The following is a 17,313-nucleotide window of genomic DNA, read 5'->3' as shown; positions in this document are numbered from 1 at the left end:
CGAACCCGGAAATCTCGAGATTCCGGGTTCGATGCTACGCATCGCCCCGGAATGACTCGGCTCAATCACAACACCTTCGACGCGCCCGGGATCTGCCGCAACGCTCGCGTCAGCGCCCAGCTCGCCGCGACTGTTAGTACAAACCCGATCGTGGCCTTGACGATCGCCGGCAGGTCATAGTCGAACAGCCAGTATTGCAGCCACAGTGCGATCGGATAGTGCACCAGGAACATTCCGAACGCGTCGCCCTGCATTGGATCGAGCAGCCTGGCTGAGCCTGATTGCTTGAATCTCTGGAAAAAGGCCAGGATCAGAAACATGATGGCCACGCTGAACACAGTGAAGCAGATGGCATAGAGCGCTTCATACCAGTCCGGCAACGGCGACGGGTTGCCCAGTATTTCGCGCTTGATGAAGATCAACACCCACAAGAGGCAATACGGAACGATCGCCAGTACCATCCAGTCCCAGCTGACCTTTGCCATGCGGCCGTCGACAGCGAGCAGCCCCCGATCCATTTGCGCAACGCCGATCCCGGCACCGAAAAAGAAGTAGGTCGCGTAGAGCATCACGCGCCCGTGCTGGACCGAGAACGGCCCGAATTCGAACCAACTGCTTGGTCCGAAGTGAACCCGCCCGGGAATGTAGAAAGCCGCAGTGACGGCCAGCATGACCGCGAAGAACGCGGCTGGCCGACGGCGACCGTGCAGCGAGAGGCGATTGATCGGATCGAGCAGATTGGGCGACAGCCGGTGCAGTAGGCAGGCAACCAGGTCGAAGGCGAACAAGACCCAAAGGAACCAAATCGGCCCGCTCGGCCATGGGCCCTTCGTGACCATATTCCACCAGTATTCCGAAAAGCCGATCTCGGGATGCTGCCGCAGGGAGATCGCGTAGTACGCGACCGGAATGATCGTAAGGGCACAGATCGCGAAGGGTAAGCCAAGGCGAAGCAGGCGATCTGCCAAATAGCTCCGCACTCCCTTGCGGGCGATGCCGGACCAGGCGAACAGTCCCGACAGGAAGAAGAACATCGCCATGAAGAAACTGTCGGTGGCGAGCACGATCATGTCGAAGCCGAAGAAATACTTCGGATCGGTATGACCGAAATAAGTATAGGGGATCACCGCGTGATGCAGCAGCACCACCAGAGTCAGGAAGGTGCGGGCGCGATCAATCGCCAAATTGCGCGCCTTGCTCGTCGGCGCGGCACGCACCTCTGCGCCGATCGCCGCTGAATGTGACATCGTCATCGTGGCCGCCCCGATCGCGTTCCTGATCCCAACAGGACTGTGCCGCCGGGAACTCGATTCAGCAAGGGCAGTTATGCCATAGGTCAGCCCTGGCGCCATTAGGAACCAGGTCCGCGCCGCGAAGTTAGCGCCAAAGATGCGAGGGCCGCAAGAAAGCGGCAGTTCGGAGCTGGCAATGACGATCCTGAAATGGGCGCTGATCTTCCTGCTGATCTCGATCGTGGCCGGCGTGCTCGGCTTCACCGGCATTTCGGCCGCCTCCGCCGATGTCGCCCGCTTCCTGTTCTACGTGTTTGTCGTGATCTTCCTGGTGCTGCTGATCTTGGGGCTCACGATCTTCAGGGCATAGCCGGGCTGCTCCCACATGCTCGGTCGTCATGCCCGGGCTTGTCCCGGGCATCCGCGCTTTCTTACCTGCGGCAACCAAGAACGTGGATGGCCGGAATAAACCCGGCCATGACAGAAGGAAGCTGCTACCCCACTTCCTCGATCTTCACCTTGTCCGGATAAAACGCCAGATGGCCCGAAATCTCGGTCATCGCGGGGAACGGGGTCTCGTAGGTCCAGATCGCATTGTCCAGCGTCTTGCCGCCGGCCTTGACGCTGTAATAGCTCGCGTCCCCCTTGTAGGGACAGTGGGTGACGCGGTCGGTCCGTTCCAGCAGGGCCATGTTGGTGTCCTCCCGCGGCACATATTGCACTGCCGGATATCTGGCCTCCTTTAAGGTCAGCGCCTTGCTGGTCTCGGCGATCACGATGTCGCCCGCCGTGACGCGGACGCGCCTCGGGTTGGGGGTGATGGTGATCGGGTGGTCGGGCCCTGGAAGCTTCATGATTTCACGCCTTTTCGATCGATCTGCCGCGCGCGGCACTTTGTCGTGCCTTTATCCTGATGGGATCAGGGATATAGTGCCGGAAAGCGTGACGTAGAAGGCCGTTCACGCTAAGTTTGCCTCCGCCGGCAAGTCTGGCTTTTCAGATCGGGACCCGGCAAGCGATTCGACGACGAGGCTGCTGTGCAGCCGAATGAGGAGCACGACCCGAATGCCCATGGACGCCCACGATATCGAGGCGATGATCAAGGCGGCGATCCCCGATGCCGAGGTGACCATCCGTGACCTCGCCGGCGACGGCGATCACTATGCCGCGACCGTGATCTCGGAATCCTTCCGCGGCAAGTCCCGCGTCCAGCAGCACCAGATCGTCTACCAGTCCCTGCGCGGCCAGATGGGCGGCGTGCTGCATGCACTGGCGCTGCAAACCGGGGTACCTGGTACCTGATCTGACCAGCGCGACGGGGGCCGAGGATGGCTGCGGACAATCCGCGCGGCGCGATGTTCCGCGTCATCACGCCGAACCAGCACAGCCGCGTCACCAATGCCGAGCTGTTCTTCGACCTTGTCTTCGTCTTTGCCGTCACGCAGGTGTCGCACACGCTGCTGCACCATTTCACGCCGCTCGGCGCGGCGCATGTCGCGGTGCTGTTTCTCGCGGTGTGGTGGGTGTGGGTCTACACCGCCTGGGTCACCAACTGGCTCAATCCCGATCTGACGCCGGTCCGCCTCCTGCTGTTCTCGATGATGCTGGGCGGCCTCGTACTGTCGACCACGATTCCGACGGCGTTCGAAGGGCGTGGACTGTGGTTCGCCATCGCCTACGCGACCATGCAGGTCGGGCGCACCGCGTTCTGGCTGTTCGCGACGCCGGTGCATCAGACCTTGGTGCGGCACAACGCGATCCGCATCCTGGCCTGGCTCTCCGTCTCCGCGATCTTCTGGATCCTCGGCGGCCTCGCCCATGACGAGGCGCGCCTGTGGTTCTGGGTCGCTGCCCTGACGATCGAATACATCTCGCCGGCGGCCCGCTTCTGGGTCCCCAGGCTCGGCTTCTCCTCGATCGAGGCCTGGGCCGTCGAAGGCGGCCACATGGCCGAGCGCTGCTCCCTGTTCGTCATCATTGCGCTCGGCGAGGCCGTCGTCGTCAACGGCGCGACCTTCGCCGAGCTGGAATGGACCGCGGCCAACATCCTGGCCTTCGTCTCGGCGCTGGTCGGCAGCATCGCGATGTGGTGGGTCTATTTCCACAAGGGCGCGGAAGCCGGATCCGAATGGATCTCGAAATCCGCCGAATCCGGCCGTCTGGCGCGGCTCGCCTACACCTATCTGCACCTGCCCATCGTCGCCGGCATCATCCTGACTGCGGTGTCGGACGAGCTGGTGTTGAAGCATCCGACCGGCCATTCCGATGTCAGGACGGTTCTGAGCACGATCGGTGGCCCGCTGGTGTTTCTGGTCGGCACCATCCTGTTCAAGCACTCTGTCCGGGGCTTCCTCCAGCTCTCGCACGGCATCGGCATCATCGCGCTCGCGGTGCTGTGGTGGTTCGCCGCCGAGCTGTCGCCGCTCTGGCTGTCGGTGGCGACCAGCGTGATCATGATCGTGGTCGCGGTGTGGGAGTCGGTGTCGCTGGGATCGGCGCCGGTGGAGGCCGAGGAGCATTGAATCCGGAGCGGCCTGCGCCAATCGCCTCGTCCTTCGAGACGACCGCTTCCAGCGGTCTCCTCGGGATGAGGCTAAGCGGCAGCGCTGATGCGCGTTGAAACTGCGCCGCACACTCCGTCCTCATCCTGAGGAGCCCGCCCAAAGGCGGGCGTCTCGAAGGATGCGTCGCAGTGAAAGTGCTCGACAGGACGCCGGAACGGCTACTCCACAACCTGCAGCGCATGCACCGAGAACATCTTTGCCGCATCCGTCCAGCTCTCGCGCCCCCGCCAGCCGGCGCCCTGCGCCAGCGCGGCAAAACGCTCGATGCTGTATTTGTAGCTGTTCTCGGTGTGGATGCTCTCGCCCGGGCGGAACGAGAAGCTGGTGCCGAGCAGGCGCACGGTCTGGCTCTTCTTGCTGATCAGGTGCATCTCGATGCGATGCCGCTCGCGATTGTAGATCGCGCGATGGGTGAAGGCGGAGAGGTCGAAATTGCCGCCGAGCTCGCGGTTGATGCGCACCAGCACATTGAGGTTGAAGCGCGCGGTGACGCCCGCGGCATCGTTGTAGGCATCGTAGAGCACGCGCTCATCCTTCTCGAGGTCGGCGCCGATGATCATCTGCGCACCGCTGCCCAGGATCTGGCGCGCGCTCTTCAGGAACGCCTGGGCTTCATGCGGCTCGAAATTGCCGATGGTCGAGCCGGGGAAGAAGCCGACCTTGGGCATGGCGGCGACCGCCTTGGGCAGCTCGAATGGCGTGGTGAAGTCGGCCGCGACCGGATAGATGCCGAGCGACGGGAAATCCCGCTTCAGGCCGTTGGCCTGTGCCTTCAGGAAGTCGCCGGAGATATCGACGGGCACATAGGCCGCGAACCTGCAGTGATTGAGCAACAGCCGGACCTTCGTGGTCGCGCCGGCGCCGAACTCGACCAGCGCGGCGTGTTCCGGGATGATCTTTGCGATCTCGCTGCCGCGCTCCTTCAGGATCGATAGCTCGGTGCGCGTCGGATAATATTCCGGCAGCTTCGTGATCGCCTCGAACAGCTCCGATCCAGTCGCGTCATAGAAGTATTTCGGCGACAGCTTTTTCGGCTGCTGCGAGAGGTCCTCGATGGCCTCGCGGGCGAAAGCGGTGGTCTGCTCGTCGGGAAGATGGGCTTCAGCCAAAGCGCTGGCGTGCACATTCATGATACTCTCCTGAACGCGCTGTCCGGCGCGCATCTGTCATCGGAATTTTTAGTCGTAGTCGGCAAGCCGCAGTCCGGTGAACTGCCAGCGGTGGTGCGGATAGAAGAAGTTACGATAGGTGATACGGCTGTGGTCCGCCGGAGTTGCAAGCGAGGAGCCGCGCAGCACCAGCTGGTTGACCATGAACTTGCCGTTGTACTCGCCGAGCGCGCCCTCGACGGCGCGATAGCCCGGGTAGGGCGCGTACGAGCTGCGGGTCCATTGCCAGACGATGCCGAAGGCGTCGTTGAGCTGGCCGGTGCGCGCCGCGACCTCCCATTCCATCTCGGTCGGCAGATGCTTGCCGGCCCAGCGCGCGAAGGCGTCGGCCTCGTAATAGCTGACGTGGCAGACCGGCGCGTCGGGATCGACCGGCTGGAGGCCGGCGAGCGTCATCACCTGCCATCCACCGTCGCCCTCGCGCCAATGGCCGGGGCCCTGCCAGTCTTCCTTGCTGGCCGCGGCAAAGCCGTCCATCAGCCACAACGTAGCGGTTCGGTAGCCGCCGTCGCGCATGAAGGCGAGCCAATCGGCATTGGTGACGAGATTGCGCGCGACCCTGACCGGACCGACGAGGGCGCGATGCGCCGGCTTCTCGTTGTCGAAATGAAAGCTGTCGTCGACATGGCCGACGGTGTGGATGCCTTCGTTCAGCGCCAGCCAGCCCTCGCCGGTGCGCGTCGCGGACGGAAAGCGCCAGTCCGGGTCATAGGCCGGATAGACCGGGTTCTGCGCAAAGGCGTGCAGGATGTCGGTGAACATCAATTCCTGATGCTGCTGCTCGTGGTTGAGCCCGACCTCGACCAGCGGCGCGATCTCGCGGAGCTTGTCCGCATCGGCCTCGCGGAAGAACTTGACGACGGCGGCATCGACATATCTGCGGTAGGCCCCGACCTCGTCGGCGCTCGGACGGGTGATGTCGCCGCGATGATTGCGGGCATGCCGCGGACCGGCGCTGACGTAATAGGAATTGAACAGGAATGCGAAATCGGGATGGAAGGGCCGATAGCCGGGGGCATGCTCGCCGAGCAGAAATTGCTCCCAGAACCAGGTGGTGTGGGCGCGGTGCCATTTCGTCGGGCTCGCATCCGGCATGGACTGGATCTGCTGGTCCTCCGGCGAGAGCGGCGCGGCCCGGCGTTCGGTCTCGTTCCGGACGGCAATAAACGCGTCTGCCAGCCTCTGAGCGAGGCCGCCCTGAACGGAGGGTGACGAAAGCGGGGCGGTCGCCGTGGCGGAGGCTTGTTTCGTCACGTTTTTCTCCAGACAGGACAAGAGAACGTTGTTGGCGTGACCCGGTTCCATGAACAGGGTTCGTCCTAGATAGGGGCTCCGTTACGGTATGAAAGTCCTCTCCGGCGATGATATTGATGTCGTCAGCCTATGGACCGGGCCGGGTCAAACCGGCCGCCGGGGACGCGTCGCCGCCATTTTACTTTGGATGCACAACGGTTTGGGCTACATATATAGGCAGGTATCGGGTTAAATCGGCTGAGCCGGCCCGAGGATATTGTTGAGGGCTCTGCCCCAGAAGGACACGGATATGAGCATCGCGGAATTCATCGACAACGAAGTGAAGTCGAACGACGTGGTTCTGTTCATGAAGGGTACGCCGCAATTTCCGCAGTGCGGTTTCTCCGGTCAGGTCGTCCAGATCCTCGACCATGTCGGCGTCGGCTATAAGGGCCTCAACGTCCTCGAATCCGCCGAGCTGCGCAATGGCATCAAGGAATACTCGAACTGGCCGACCATCCCGCAGCTCTATGTGAAGGGCGAGTTCATCGGCGGCTGCGATATCGTCCGCGAGATGTTCCAGGCCGGCGAATTGCAGCAGCTCTTCTCCGAGAAGGGCGTCGTCGTCGCGGCCTGATACGTGACCGCGCTGACGCGCCGGATTGGCGGCGCGGAGCTCGAGGTCATCGTTGCCGACATCACCACGCTCGGCGTTGACGCCATCGTCAACGCCGCCAACACGTCGCTCCTTGGCGGGGGCGGCGTGGACGGGGCCATCCATCGGGCAGCCGGCCCCGATCTGCTGGCCGAATGCCGCACGCTTCGCGGCTGCAAGACGGGCGATGCCAAGATCACCGCGGGCTACCGCCTCAAGGCCGCCCATGTGATCCACACCGTCGGGCCGGTCTGGAATGGCGGCACAAGCGGCGAAGACGACCTGCTTTCCTCCTGCTATCGCCGTTCGGTGGAGCTGTGCGGGACGCACAGGCTGACCTCGATAGCATTTCCTGCGATTTCCACCGGCGTTTTCCGCTTTCCCGCCGACCGGGCGGCCGACATCGCCGTGCGTGCGACCATTGAAGGGCTCGCCGCGGCGCCGTCCGTGACCCGCGTCGTGTTCTGCTGCTTCGCCGAGCCGAGCGCCAGGCTCCATGCCGCGGCCCTTGCCCGGCACGCCGGCCCTTGTGCCGATTGAGCCGGCCGGTACACTCCGCCGGACCATGTTCCGGGGAGGGGATATGATTTCACAGTCTGGACTGCGTGCATTGGTTTGCGGCGCGCTGCTGTCGCTTGGCGCGATGTCGATGGCGCGAGCGGAGGGCACCTACGAGATACCGGCCGGCGCACATTTCAATCAGGACAAGCTTGCCAGGATCAGCGATTTCTTCAAGAACGAGGTCGCGACCGGCAAGATCGCCGGCGCAACCGTCCTGATCCAGCAGCATGGCAAGCCGGTCTACCACGAAGCGTTCGGCGTGCAGGACGTCGTCAGCAAGGCACCGATCACGGACAAGACGATCTTTCGCCTGTTCTCGATGACCAAGGCGATCACCTCGGTGGTCGCGATGCAGTTGATCGAGGACGGCAAGATCAAGCTCGATGATCCCGTCTCGAAATACATCCCGTCCTTCGCCAATGTGAAGGTCGGCGTCGAGAAGAAGGCCGAGGATGGCACCAAGTCGCTCGAACTGGTGCCGCCCAACCGGCCGGTCACGGTGCACGATCTGATGACGCACACCTCGGGCGTCACCTATGGCTTCTACGGCGACAGCCTGGTGCGCAAGGCGTATCGCGAGGCCAACATCTATGCCGGCGACTTCGATCTCGCCGAGTTCGCCGAGCGCATCGCCAAACTGCCGCTGCACAACCAGCCCGGCGCGCTCTGGCAGTACGGTCATTCCACCGACATCCTGGCGCGGGTGATGGAGGTCGCGGCCGGAAAGCCGCTGATCGACATTATGCGCGAGAAGCTGCTCGATCCGCTCGGCATGGTCGACACCGGCTTCCTCGTCACCGATCCCGAGAAGCAGAAGCTGGTGGCCCAGCCGGTGCCGAACGACAGCGATTTCCGGGTCGGCCGCATCAACGACCCGACCGTCGTCAAGAAGATCATGTATGCCAGCGGCGGCATGGTCACGACCATGGCGGACTACAAACGCTTTTCGCAAATGCTGCTCAATGGCGGCAGTCTCGACGGCAAGACCATCCTCAAGCCCGAGACGTTCAAGCTGATGGTGACCGATCAGATCGGCCCGGGCTCCGGTGTCGATCGCGACTTTTTCTACTTCCCGGGCGACGGCTTCGGCTTCGGCCTCGGGCTCGCGGTCCGCACCGATCCCGGCAACGCAAAGCCGCCGCCGCCCGGCAATCTCGGCGAATTGAAATGGGACGGCGCCTCCGGCTGCTACTTCGTGATCGACCCCAAGCAGGACATGTTCTTCGTGCTTCTGGAGCAGACCCCGAGCGAGCGCCAGCGCGTGCAGCGGACGCTGAAGCTGCTGGTCTATGAAGCCATGGAGAACTGACATGGGCGGGCGCCGCGCGCTGATCGCGGCGCTCGCTATTATGTTTGCTGTTGTCGGTGCGACGGCCGGTGCCGAGGAACGCGCTGCCCGCAGTTTCTCGCCGGAAGGACTGGCAAAGGTCTCCGACTACATCAGGAACGAGGTTGCGACCGGCAAGATCCCCGGCGCCATCCTGTTGCTCCAGCAACACGGCAAGCCGGTCTATTACGCCAATTTCGGCGTCCGCGACGTCGCCACCGAGCTGTCGATGAGCGCGGACACGATCTTCCGTCTCTATTCGATGTCGAAGCCGATCACGTCGGTGATGGCGATGATGCTGGTCGAAGACGGCAAGCTCGCGCTCGATGATCCCGTCGCAAAGTACATTCCGGCCTTTGCCAACATGAAGGTCGGTGTCGAGAGCAGCAAGGGCGGTAAGGCTGCGCTGACGCTGGAGCCGCTGGAGCGTCCCGTCACGATCAAGGACCTGCTCCGTCATACGTCGGGCCTGCCTTACGGCGCCTATGGTGGCGGCTCGGTGCGCGAGCTCTATGCTGTGGCCGACCTGTTCAATAGCGAGCTGTCCAATGTCGATTTCGTCGCGAAGATCACGACGATGCCGCTCGCCGAGCAGCCGGGCAGGGTGTGGGATTACGGCTTCGCCACCGACGTGCTCGGCCGCATCGTCGAGGTGGTTTCGGGCAAGACGCTGCTGCAGTTCGAGCAGGAGCGGCTGCTCGATCCGCTCGGCATGACCGAGACCGCGTTCTACGTCGCCGATCCCGCCAAGTTTCCGCGCATCGCGGAGCCGATGCCGGAGGACCGCAGCATCAGCCCGACGACGCAGGTGCGTGACATAAGGCGCCCGACGATTTGGGAATCGGGCGGCGCAGGCATGGTCGGCACGGTCGGCGACTACGCTCGGTTCGCGCAGATGCTGCTGAATGGCGGCACGTATGAGGGGCGCCACTATCTCAAGCCCGAGACCGTTGCGCTGATGGCGTCGGATCATATCGGACCCGAAACCAAGGTCGCGCGCGACCAGTACTATTATCCGGGCGCCAGTTCCGGCTTCGGCCTCGGCTTTGCCGTGCGCACATCGGTGCCAACAGGCACGTCGTGGCCGCTGGGCGAATATCGCTGGGATGGCGTCGGCGGAACGTTTTTCTTCATCGATCCCGAAGACGATCTGTTCGGGATCTTCATGGTGCAGACACCGTCGCAGCGTGGCCGGATTCAGCTGGCGCTGAAGACACTGATCTATCAGGCGATGGGGCGGTAGCTACGCCCCGCGCACGATCTCTCTGACGTATCCGATCGTCTCCTCGACCTGGCTCGCATTGACGTCGAGATGCGTGCAGGCGCGGATGCGGCCGTCCATCATCGCCAGCGTGACCCCGCGCTGGCGCAGCGCCGCGACCATCCTGTCGCCGGGAATGCCGGCGCCGTCGGGCTTGAAGAACACCAGGTTTGTCTCGGGCTCCTGCACCTCGATGCCCGCGATCTGCGACAGCCCGCGGGCGAGTGCGCGCGCATTGGCGTGGTCGTCTGCAAGCCGCTCGACGTGATGGTCGAGCGCGTAGATGCAGGCGGCGGCGCAGATTCCGGCCTGCCGCATCGAGCCGCCGAGCCGCTGTTTCCACTGCCAGACCGCGTCGATGAAGGCGCGCGAGCCCGCGAGCACGCCGCCGATCGGCGCGCCGAGGCCCTTTGAGAAGTCGATCCAGGCCGAATCCCAGCCCGCGGTCATGTCGCGCGGGGAGATCCCGCTTGCGACGGTGGCGTTGAGCAGGCGTGCGCCGTCCATGTGAGTGACGAGGCCGTGCTGCTTGGCGATCGCGACGATCTCGTCGAGCGCAGCCTTCTTCCAGATCGTGCCGCCGCCGATATTGGCGGTCTGCTCGATGCTGACGACGGTCTGCGGCGGCTGGTAGCGCGTGCGCGGATGCAGCGCCTTGCGAAAGGTCTCCGGCGTGAACTGGCCGTCAGGGCCCTTAAGTTGGGTGACCTGGAAGCCGCCGATCGCGGCATGCGCACCGCCTTCGCGGGCGATGATGTGCGCGGTCTCGTGCGCGAGGATCTCGTCGCCGGGGCGGCAATGCACCAGCGTCGCGGTGACGTTGCACATGGTGCCCGAGGGCATGTAGACCGCAGCTTCCTTGCCGAGCAGATCCGCAACACGCTCGCACAGCGCGTTCACGGTCGGATCGTCGCCGACCTGCTCGTCACCGACTTCGGCGCGTGCCATCGCCTCGCGCATCCCCGCCGTCGGCTTGGTCTGCGTGTCCGACAGCAGATTGATGCGCACCGGCGGCGCCTTGGGATCGATGGGGGGAGGGGTGTAGAGCATGCGACGGCTCCTTACGCATTGCGGCCACTGAAGTGTGGCTCTTAAGCAAAAAGGCCCCGGCGAACCGGGGCCTTTCGATATTCAGATCTTAGCGCGAATAGAATTCGACGACCAGATGCGGCTCCATCTGCACCGGGAACGGCACGTCGGAGAGGCCGGGAATGCGGGTGTACTTCGCGGTCATCTTGCCGTGGTCGACTTCGAGATAGTCGGGGACCTCGCGCTCGGGGAGCTGGCTGGCTTCGAGCACATGGGCAAGCTGCTTGGAGGCTTCCTTGACCTCGATCACGTCGCCGACCTTGAGCTGGTAGCTCGAGATGTTGACCTTGCGGCCGTTCACCTTGATGTGGCCGTGGTTGATGAACTGGCGGGGGGCGAAGATCGTGGAGACGAACTTGGCGCGGTACACGACCGCGTCGAGACGACGCTCCAAGAGGCCGATCAGGTTCTCGCCGGTGTCACCCTTGAGGCGGCTCGCCTCGACATAGATGCCGTGGAACTGGCGCTCACTGATATTGGCGTAGTAGCCCTTCAGCTTCTGCTTGGCGCGCAGCTGCACGCCGAAGTCGGAGAGCTTGCCCTTGCGGCGCTGGCCGTGCTGGCCGGGACCGTATTCGCGGCGGTTCACGGGGCTCTTCGGGCGGCCCCAGATGTTCTGGCCCATACGGCGATCGATCTTGTACTTCGCCTCACTGCGCTTAGTCATCGCGTCCTCTTCGGTTGCATGGTTTGAGGAAACGCGCCCTCCTGTGTGACGGGCTAGGCCCGGCACCGACAGGTCCGATCCCCAAAGCTTAAAGGGACTAGACCACGGGTCGCGAAACGCTTCGCGGGCCGAAATCGGCCCGCGAGCAGGCGGCTTTTAGGGGAGTTCGGGGCTCGCTGTCAATGCGAATGGTCCCGGAATCAGGTTCCGACCGCCCGGATCGGCTTGGGGCCGGCTGCCCGCAATTCGGCAGCGATTTCAGTGTTCAGGACCTGTTCCAGCCTGGTCAGGACCCGCGCGATGGGGGCAGCGTCCGTGACCCGGTGATCCCAGCGGATCACGACGTGGATGGTCTGGTCGGGTTCGACCACCCCATAGCTGACGATGTAAGGGCCCGGCGTGACGGGATGGAGCTCACCGCCGCCATAGGCCGCCACCGAGCTCACCGCGAAGCTGCCGAACCAATTGCCCCGCTGCCGGCCAAAATTCAGCCCGATCGCCCAGGACAGGCGCCGCAGCGGCAGCGGCAGGCGGGGTGCCCGCATGATCTTGCGGAACATGGGTACATCAGCGATCCGTGCCGTCTTGGCGCGCCGAATCTCGGCATCGACCGCGGCCAGCGGCAGGGCTTCGGGGGCCGCGATTCGCTGCGGCATCACGCATTCCTCACCATCCTCGACCCGGGCAATGGCCACCAGCGCGACGCTTGTCGGCAGCTCGTAGAACATGGGTCGGGGCCATTTGGCGTAGACTGTGCGCAGGATCGGCTCCTCCCTGGCGACCAGGGCGAAGGCCTTGACGAACATCGCCGCCCAGCCGGCCGGCGCAGCGGCGCCGGCACGGGCCTCCAGCAGGGGACGGATATGGAGCGTACGGGATAGCGACACGAACGGCACGTCCGCTGAGGCGTGCATGAGGTCGCAAATCAGGCGACGCGGCAGCGAAATGGTCTTGGGCTTCCCGCGCATCGCTCTTCCGGTTCCCGCGGATCAAAAAATGTGCAGCGAGCGGGTCTCCGCTCGCCGCCTGCTCTAGCACGGACCAACCCGCTTGGGGGCGGTCGGTTCGCCGCATCAGGGCGCCGGGGAGGCCAGCGGCTTGGTCTTGTCCACGACGTAAACTCCCAGCACTTTCATGGCCTTATCGCCATGAGCCTTGGCATCGTGCACGACGCCGGCCGGGATCTGGTAGGAATCGCCGGCTTTGAGGGTCTTCTCCGGCTGCCCGTCGATGAGAAGATTCAGCTCGCCTTCGAGCACGTAGCCGGTCTCGATGCCCGGATGGGTATGGCGTCCGGCGGCGCCGCCCGTTGGGATTTCCGCTATGGCGGTGATGGTATTATAGCCCTCCGGAAACTCGACCTTTTGGAGCGGGGTGCGTTTGATGCCAGGCTGCTGGGCGAAGGCGGCAAAGGCGAGGCCGGCAAAGGACAGGGCAAGCAAAGTCTTTTTGAGCATGGTTGTTTTCCTCCCGGGAACGACCCTAACAGGGCCTCTGTTCCCGGCAAGGTGGCAATCGGCCGGCTCAGCGCCTGATGCCCTCGAACGCGGTCATGATACCGCGCTGAAATAGCGACCAGTCGAAGCCGAGCGCGATGGCGCGATAGCCCCGGTCGATCAGGGCGTTGGCCTGGTCGGCGGTGCGGGCGACGCCGCCAATCGGCACGCCGCTTCTGAGGATGCCGGCCTCGGCGCGCGCGACCAGCTCGAGCAGCTCCGGATCGTCCATCTGGCCGCGCTTGTTGATGGAGGTGGCGAGATCTCCGGGGCCGATGACAGCGACGTCGATGCCGGGGGTCGCCATGATCTCGTCGATGCGGTTGACCGCCTCGACATGCTCGATGGTGATCATGCAGATCATCTCGTCATCGGCGCCGGCCATGTAGTCCGGCATCGTCTGGCCCCAGCGGAACGGCGCGTGGAACGGGCCCCAGAGACGATCGCCCCGCGGCGGATAGCGGACGCTGCGCACCGCCTTCTCGGCATCCGCGCGGCTCGTGATCATCGGGAAGTTGATGCCGAAGGCGCCGATGTCCATCGGTGCCTTCGCGAGCCACGGCTCGTTCGCCGCGATCCGCACCAGCGGCGTGCACGGCGTGCCGGTGGTCGCGGCGATCATCGCGTGGGCTTCGGTGAGCCCGATCGGACCGTGTTCGAGATCGACGATGATCCAGTCGAGCGAGCGCGCCATGATCTGCACCATCTGCACGCTCGGAATGGTCGCGATCGCGCCGAAGGCGGGGCGCCCCTCGCGCCAGAGCTGGCGGAGACGGTTGAGTGGCGTGGACGGGACCGACATGGAAGGGGCCTGCGGCTAGGTGACGACGGCAAAACCTAGCAGCGCGGCGCCGAGACGCAAAGTCAGGCCAGCGCGCGCCCGCCGAAGAACGGCGTCAGCGTGGACGAAAGGCCGTGCACGCGGTTCGAGGTGAAGATCATCTCGGCGCCGGACTGCGCGATGGCGCCGGTGCGCGGACCGAGCAGATCCGAGACGCGGCGGGCGATCGCCGGCGCCGGATCGATCCAGTCGACCGGCCAGGGCGCCAGCCGCTTCAGCCGGTCGAGCAGCAGCGGATAATGGGTGCAGGCGAGCACGACGGTGTCGGTGCGTGCGCCGGCGTCCTCGGCATCGCCGACGAAGCAGGGTGTGAGCTCGGCAAGGATGTCGCCGTCGCTGATCGGGTTGCCGCCAAGCGCGGCCTCGGCGAGCGAGGCGAGCTCGGGCGAGCCGACCAGCGTCACCTCGCAACCTTGCGCGAAATCGCGGATCAGAGCTTTGGTGTATTCACGCTTCACCGTGCCCTTGGTGCCGAGCACCGAGACGCGGCGGGTCTTCGACTGCGCGCAGGCCGGCTTGATCGCCGGCACCGTGCCGACGAAGGGCACGGAATAAGCGGCCCGCAAGTGCGACAGGACCAGGGTGGACGCCGTATTGCAGGCGATGACGACCAGGTCGGGAGCATGGCTGCCGATCAACTCCCCCATCAGCGGCACGACACGGGCGATGATCTCGTCCTCGCTGTGGTGGCCGTAGGGGAAGAAGGCGTCGTCGGCGACATAGACAAAGTGCGCGTCGGAACGCGCGGCCACGACCTCGCGGAGCACCGTGAGCCCGCCAAGGCCGGAATCGAACACCAGGATCGTCGGAGAATTGGTCACGCCATTACCCTAGCCCCTCATGGTTACCATTCGGTTTTTGGGGCGATTTTGCGGCGGGCCGTTTGCGCGGTCTGGAGCCGTCAATTTCGCAAATGGCCGCATCTTCCCGCAATCCGCGGCGATGCTGCACCGCGGGCCGGACACGTCCGCAAAACTCCGGGTTTTGACGTTTCAGAGGCATGGGCCCCCGCCGCCCACGGTCAGGCGATCCTGTTCGTCGTCGCCGCCTGCGCGGTCGCCAGCTGCTTCTGCAAGCGGTCGATGTTCTGCAGCAGGCGCTGGCTGGTCAGCACCAGGAAATAATAGCCGAACTGCGGATCCTGGAAGTAGATCTCGAGCAGCCGGTCATAGGTGATCGTCAGCACCTGGCCGTCCTCGATGCATTCGATTGTGCCGGTGCGCCGGTTATCCGGCGTGAGGAAGCCGAGCTCACCCATCAGCGCGCCCGGCCCGATCTCGACATTGATCTCCTTGACCAGGAACTTGCCGGTGACGGTGAGCAGCATCTCCTTGGCGGGATCGCCCAGTTTGAACAGCGTGTCGCCGCGGCGATATCGGCGCTCGGTCATGAACGGCTTGAGCCATTCGATCGACATGTCGCCTTCGGCCGCATGGCGCGCTTTCTTGACCAGCTTGAGCATCTGTCGCAGGCGCAGGGCGTTGATCGGAAGCATCAGGAGATAGAGCAGAAACGTCGCGACGTTGGCGGAGAGCGCTCCGAAGACGGCGAAGAACGCGCAGCCGATCATGTTGGCGACGCGGAGCGGCACCATCGTTCGCATCAAAAGCGTGGCGACAAAGAAGCCAGCGCCGACCACGGCGAACAGATTGGCGAAGGTGATGTTGTGGACGAAGATCTCCAGCAGCCGGTTGAAGATCGCGTCGTAGGTGACGTCGTTGGGATCGAGGCCCATCTGCACCAGGATCTTCGCGATCCTGAGATTGTCCGTGGCCGCATCGAGAATGCGGTCGAGGATCGAGGAAATGTCTGCGCTGCCGGACGGCATGGTACTAACCCCGCGTAAGGCCTTCAGTCCTGGTCGGTATGCTCGACACGTATAGCCGAAATCGCATGACGGCTGCCTGAAATGAAGCCCTCGGCCGCCATCTCGCAAGAGGCAAATTTTAGCCCGATCGGGCGTTTCGGCAATTGCCCGTAAGTTGCGCATCTGGCTTTGGCGCGGCCGTGATTCGGCGCCGCGGAGGGGATCGGGGCCCCAGGCGTGGAACGCCGGACGAGCTTTGGCTTATGGCCTGGCGGCAGGCTGCAGGACCTGCTGCTCAATGAGGCCGAGATGTCCCGGGAGCGATCCGGCGCGCAGCATCATGGCGACGCTGCTCGCTTCCTCCAGCGTGAAATTGCCGGAGATCTGGCCCGATCCGCCGGTGATGGGCTCGCGGATCACGGGCGCGGAGATCACCTTGTCGTCGAGCACGATGGCGAACGGTCTTCCGACGTTCTCCGCGGTGATGTGGGCGAAGCGCCGCGTGCCGCGGCCGTTGAAGCGGAACGAGGCGATCGGCTCCTTCGTGGCGCTCGCAAATCCGGGTCCTGCATAGCTGATGTCGTTGCCGTCGAGCACGCTGTCCTTGGCGACGAGATAGGGCTTGTCGTCCTTGAAGCCGAGCAGGACTTCCGTGCCTGCGGGCGGCGCGCCGGATTGCGCCTGCTCCGCCGGCATCGAGAGATCGACCAGGCGGAAGCCGACCTTGACCTTCCTGGCGAACATCGCGGTGATCCGTTCGGGCTCCATCATATCAGGCAGGAAGATGCGAATGCGCTCCCTTCCCTCGGGCTGGACGCTGGCGAGCTTGATGCCGGCGTCCTTGAGGCGCTGCTCGATCATGGCGATCGAATCGTCGACGAGATCGTGCAGCCGCGCGGCGGAGGCGGCGTCGGTCGGCGCCAGCCTGAGCAGTCCGTCGCCGCCGTCGCTCGCGGTGAGCGCGTGCGAAGGCAATCCCTCCGCGGCCGACGCGAGCTTGCGCACGAGCTGTTCGCGGCCCTTGGCGTCGGCGATCCTGACTTCGACGCCACAGTCGCGGATCGCAAGACCGGAAAAGGCAATCTTGGCTTCACGCAGCGTCTTGTAGACGTCGTCGCGCAAATCCGTGACGACGCTCTCGCGCAAGCCGTCGCTGTCCACCTTGTAGATGATGCGCGAGCCGCCCAGCTTCTCCATCTTGTCGGCGACGAAGGCCGCGATCTTGGCGCGCATCTTGTCGAACTGGCTGTCGGCGAGCGCGGTGCAAGGCAGGGCGATCGCCACTGCCATGAGCATCGATGCCAACGCGCGGGCGGCGAATGGCCGAGAGAAACGGTCCCGCGGGGGCGTGGTCATAATCACCTTAAGTCTTGCGGCAGGACGCTGGCAGACCAATTCAATGCTTGTTCTT

The 17,313-nt window shown here is 64.2% G+C and carries 19 protein-coding genes; 7 read left to right on the top strand and 12 right to left on the bottom strand.

The features are described 5' to 3' along the window. Positions 1 to 65: 65 nt before the first annotated feature. Positions 66 to 1,253 (bottom strand): acyltransferase family protein, encoded by a 1,188-nt coding sequence (locus tag X268_RS20795; RefSeq protein WP_128926639.1) that lies wholly within the window; start codon positions 1,251 to 1,253, stop codon positions 66 to 68. A 175-nt stretch (positions 1,254 to 1,428) separates the two neighbouring features. On the opposite strand from X268_RS20795, the gene X268_RS20790 reads away from it, so the two are divergent. Continuing rightward, entirely contained in the window at positions 1,429 to 1,602 is a 174-nt protein-coding gene (locus tag X268_RS20790) for a DUF1328 domain-containing protein (RefSeq protein ID WP_092228199.1), read from the top strand. Between the two features lie 124 nt (positions 1,603 to 1,726). Here X268_RS20790 and X268_RS20785 read toward each other — a convergent pair whose 3' ends face one another. Next, positions 1,727 to 2,086, bottom strand: coding sequence for a DUF427 domain-containing protein (locus X268_RS20785; protein ID WP_128926638.1), 360 nt, complete (start codon positions 2,084 to 2,086; stop codon positions 1,727 to 1,729). 211 nt (positions 2,087 to 2,297) lie between these two features. Between X268_RS20785 and X268_RS20780 the strand changes: the two genes are divergently transcribed. Together X268_RS20780 and X268_RS20775 are read left to right on the top strand one after the other, a co-directional pair. Then, positions 2,298 to 2,534 carry a BolA family protein gene (locus tag X268_RS20780; RefSeq protein ID WP_011088461.1) on the top strand — a complete coding sequence of 79 codons (237 nt, stop codon included), beginning with the start codon at positions 2,298 to 2,300 and terminating at the stop codon, positions 2,532 to 2,534. A gap of 26 nt (positions 2,535 to 2,560) precedes the next feature. After that, positions 2,561 to 3,754, top strand: coding sequence for a low temperature requirement protein A (locus X268_RS20775; protein ID WP_128926637.1), 1,194 nt, complete (start codon positions 2,561 to 2,563; stop codon positions 3,752 to 3,754). A gap of 200 nt (positions 3,755 to 3,954) precedes the next feature. Here the strand turns inward: X268_RS20775 and egtD are convergent, their stop codons facing one another. Together egtD and egtB are read right to left on the bottom strand one after the other, a co-directional pair. Then, complete coding sequence (egtD, locus tag X268_RS20770; RefSeq protein WP_164937842.1) at positions 3,955 to 4,926, bottom strand: L-histidine N(alpha)-methyltransferase; 972 nt, start codon at positions 4,924 to 4,926, stop codon at positions 3,955 to 3,957. A 48-nt stretch (positions 4,927 to 4,974) separates the two neighbouring features. Next, entirely contained in the window at positions 4,975 to 6,270 is a 1,296-nt protein-coding gene (egtB, locus tag X268_RS20765; RefSeq protein ID WP_164937841.1) for an ergothioneine biosynthesis protein EgtB, read from the bottom strand. Between the two features lie 238 nt (positions 6,271 to 6,508). On the opposite strand from egtB, the gene grxD reads away from it, so the two are divergent. The 4 genes from grxD to X268_RS20745 are packed head-to-tail and all read left to right on the top strand — an operon-like array spanning position 6,509 to position 9,984. After that, positions 6,509 to 6,835, top strand: coding sequence for a Grx4 family monothiol glutaredoxin (gene grxD, locus X268_RS20760; RefSeq protein WP_128926634.1), 327 nt, complete (start codon positions 6,509 to 6,511; stop codon positions 6,833 to 6,835). A gap of 3 nt (positions 6,836 to 6,838) precedes the next feature. Beyond that, on the top strand, positions 6,839 to 7,393 hold the full coding sequence (locus X268_RS20755) for an O-acetyl-ADP-ribose deacetylase (protein WP_128926633.1): 555 nt from the start codon (positions 6,839 to 6,841) through the stop codon (positions 7,391 to 7,393). Positions 7,394 to 7,436: 43 nt separating this feature from the next. Beyond that, complete coding sequence (locus X268_RS20750) at positions 7,437 to 8,723, top strand: serine hydrolase domain-containing protein (RefSeq protein WP_164937840.1); 1,287 nt, start codon at positions 7,437 to 7,439, stop codon at positions 8,721 to 8,723. Between the two features lies 1 nt (position 8,724). Next, the gene (locus tag X268_RS20745) at positions 8,725 to 9,984 is read left to right on the top strand and encodes a serine hydrolase domain-containing protein (RefSeq protein WP_164937839.1); all 1,260 of its coding nucleotides are present in this window, start codon (positions 8,725 to 8,727) and stop codon (positions 9,982 to 9,984) included. Here X268_RS20745 and X268_RS20740 read toward each other — a convergent pair whose 3' ends face one another. From X268_RS20740 to X268_RS20705, 8 genes are all read right to left on the bottom strand, one after another. Continuing rightward, a complete protein-coding gene (locus X268_RS20740; protein ID WP_128926630.1) occupies positions 9,985 to 11,052 on the bottom strand; it encodes a threonine aldolase family protein in 1,068 nt (355 codons plus the stop codon). It lies immediately after the preceding gene. An 88-nt stretch (positions 11,053 to 11,140) separates the two neighbouring features. Continuing rightward, positions 11,141 to 11,758 carry a 30S ribosomal protein S4 gene (gene rpsD / locus X268_RS20735; RefSeq protein WP_128926629.1) on the bottom strand — a complete coding sequence of 206 codons (618 nt, stop codon included), beginning with the start codon at positions 11,756 to 11,758 and terminating at the stop codon, positions 11,141 to 11,143. A gap of 200 nt (positions 11,759 to 11,958) precedes the next feature. Further along, positions 11,959 to 12,726: an acyltransferase gene (locus X268_RS20730; RefSeq protein WP_128926628.1), complete on the bottom strand. Its 768-nt coding sequence runs from the start codon at positions 12,724 to 12,726 to the stop codon at positions 11,959 to 11,961. Between the two features lie 105 nt (positions 12,727 to 12,831). Beyond that, complete coding sequence (locus X268_RS20725) at positions 12,832 to 13,215, bottom strand: cupin domain-containing protein (protein ID WP_128926627.1); 384 nt, start codon at positions 13,213 to 13,215, stop codon at positions 12,832 to 12,834. Positions 13,216 to 13,282: 67 nt separating this feature from the next. Continuing rightward, complete coding sequence (locus X268_RS20720) at positions 13,283 to 14,056, bottom strand: HpcH/HpaI aldolase family protein (protein WP_128926626.1); 774 nt, start codon at positions 14,054 to 14,056, stop codon at positions 13,283 to 13,285. A 62-nt stretch (positions 14,057 to 14,118) separates the two neighbouring features. Continuing rightward, the gene (gene murI / locus X268_RS20715; RefSeq protein ID WP_128926625.1) at positions 14,119 to 14,916 is read right to left on the bottom strand and encodes a glutamate racemase; all 798 of its coding nucleotides are present in this window, start codon (positions 14,914 to 14,916) and stop codon (positions 14,119 to 14,121) included. Positions 14,917 to 15,116: 200 nt separating this feature from the next. Further along, complete coding sequence (locus X268_RS20710; RefSeq protein ID WP_128926624.1) at positions 15,117 to 15,923, bottom strand: Crp/Fnr family transcriptional regulator; 807 nt, start codon at positions 15,921 to 15,923, stop codon at positions 15,117 to 15,119. A 240-nt stretch (positions 15,924 to 16,163) separates the two neighbouring features. Then, the gene (locus tag X268_RS20705; protein WP_128926623.1) at positions 16,164 to 17,258 is read right to left on the bottom strand and encodes a SecDF P1 head subdomain-containing protein; all 1,095 of its coding nucleotides are present in this window, start codon (positions 17,256 to 17,258) and stop codon (positions 16,164 to 16,166) included. Positions 17,259 to 17,313 lie beyond the last annotated feature (55 nt).

The sequence above is a fragment of the Bradyrhizobium guangxiense genome, assembly GCF_004114915.1.
Taxonomy (GTDB): domain Bacteria; phylum Pseudomonadota; class Alphaproteobacteria; order Rhizobiales; family Xanthobacteraceae; genus Bradyrhizobium; species Bradyrhizobium guangxiense.
Note: the sequence above shows the minus strand (reverse complement) of the source record. Positions and strands in the feature narration are given on the sequence as shown.

Excerpts from the sequence above, each read along its gene's own strand:
- X268_RS20725 (WP_128926627.1), bottom strand. The coding sequence starts at position 13,215 with ATGCTCAAAAAGACTTTGCTTGCCCTGTCCTTTGCCGGCCTCGCCTTT.
- X268_RS20730 (WP_128926628.1), bottom strand. The coding sequence starts at position 12,726 with ATGCGCGGGAAGCCCAAGACCATTTCGCTGCCGCGTCGCCTGATTTGC.
- X268_RS20780 (WP_011088461.1), top strand. The coding sequence starts at position 2,298 with ATGCCCATGGACGCCCACGATATCGAGGCGATGATCAAGGCGGCGATC.
- X268_RS20790 (WP_092228199.1), top strand. The coding sequence starts at position 1,429 with ATGACGATCCTGAAATGGGCGCTGATCTTCCTGCTGATCTCGATCGTG.
- X268_RS20775 (WP_128926637.1), top strand. The coding sequence starts at position 2,561 with ATGGCTGCGGACAATCCGCGCGGCGCGATGTTCCGCGTCATCACGCCG.
- egtB (WP_164937841.1), bottom strand. The coding sequence starts at position 6,270 with ATGGAACCGGGTCACGCCAACAACGTTCTCTTGTCCTGTCTGGAGAAA.
- X268_RS20785 (WP_128926638.1), bottom strand. The coding sequence starts at position 2,086 with ATGAAGCTTCCAGGGCCCGACCACCCGATCACCATCACCCCCAACCCG.
- X268_RS20750 (WP_164937840.1), top strand. The coding sequence starts at position 7,437 with ATGATTTCACAGTCTGGACTGCGTGCATTGGTTTGCGGCGCGCTGCTG.
- X268_RS20740 (WP_128926630.1), bottom strand. The coding sequence starts at position 11,052 with ATGCTCTACACCCCTCCCCCCATCGATCCCAAGGCGCCGCCGGTGCGC.
- X268_RS20705 (WP_128926623.1), bottom strand. The coding sequence starts at position 17,258 with ATGACCACGCCCCCGCGGGACCGTTTCTCTCGGCCATTCGCCGCCCGC.
- egtD (WP_164937842.1), bottom strand. The coding sequence starts at position 4,926 with ATGAATGTGCACGCCAGCGCTTTGGCTGAAGCCCATCTTCCCGACGAG.
- grxD (WP_128926634.1), top strand. The coding sequence starts at position 6,509 with ATGAGCATCGCGGAATTCATCGACAACGAAGTGAAGTCGAACGACGTG.
- X268_RS20710 (WP_128926624.1), bottom strand. The coding sequence starts at position 15,923 with ATGCCGTCCGGCAGCGCAGACATTTCCTCGATCCTCGACCGCATTCTC.
- X268_RS20720 (WP_128926626.1), bottom strand. The coding sequence starts at position 14,056 with ATGTCGGTCCCGTCCACGCCACTCAACCGTCTCCGCCAGCTCTGGCGC.
- rpsD (WP_128926629.1), bottom strand. The coding sequence starts at position 11,758 with ATGACTAAGCGCAGTGAGGCGAAGTACAAGATCGATCGCCGTATGGGC.
- X268_RS20745 (WP_164937839.1), top strand. The coding sequence starts at position 8,725 with ATGGGCGGGCGCCGCGCGCTGATCGCGGCGCTCGCTATTATGTTTGCT.
- X268_RS20795 (WP_128926639.1), bottom strand. The coding sequence starts at position 1,253 with ATGACGATGTCACATTCAGCGGCGATCGGCGCAGAGGTGCGTGCCGCG.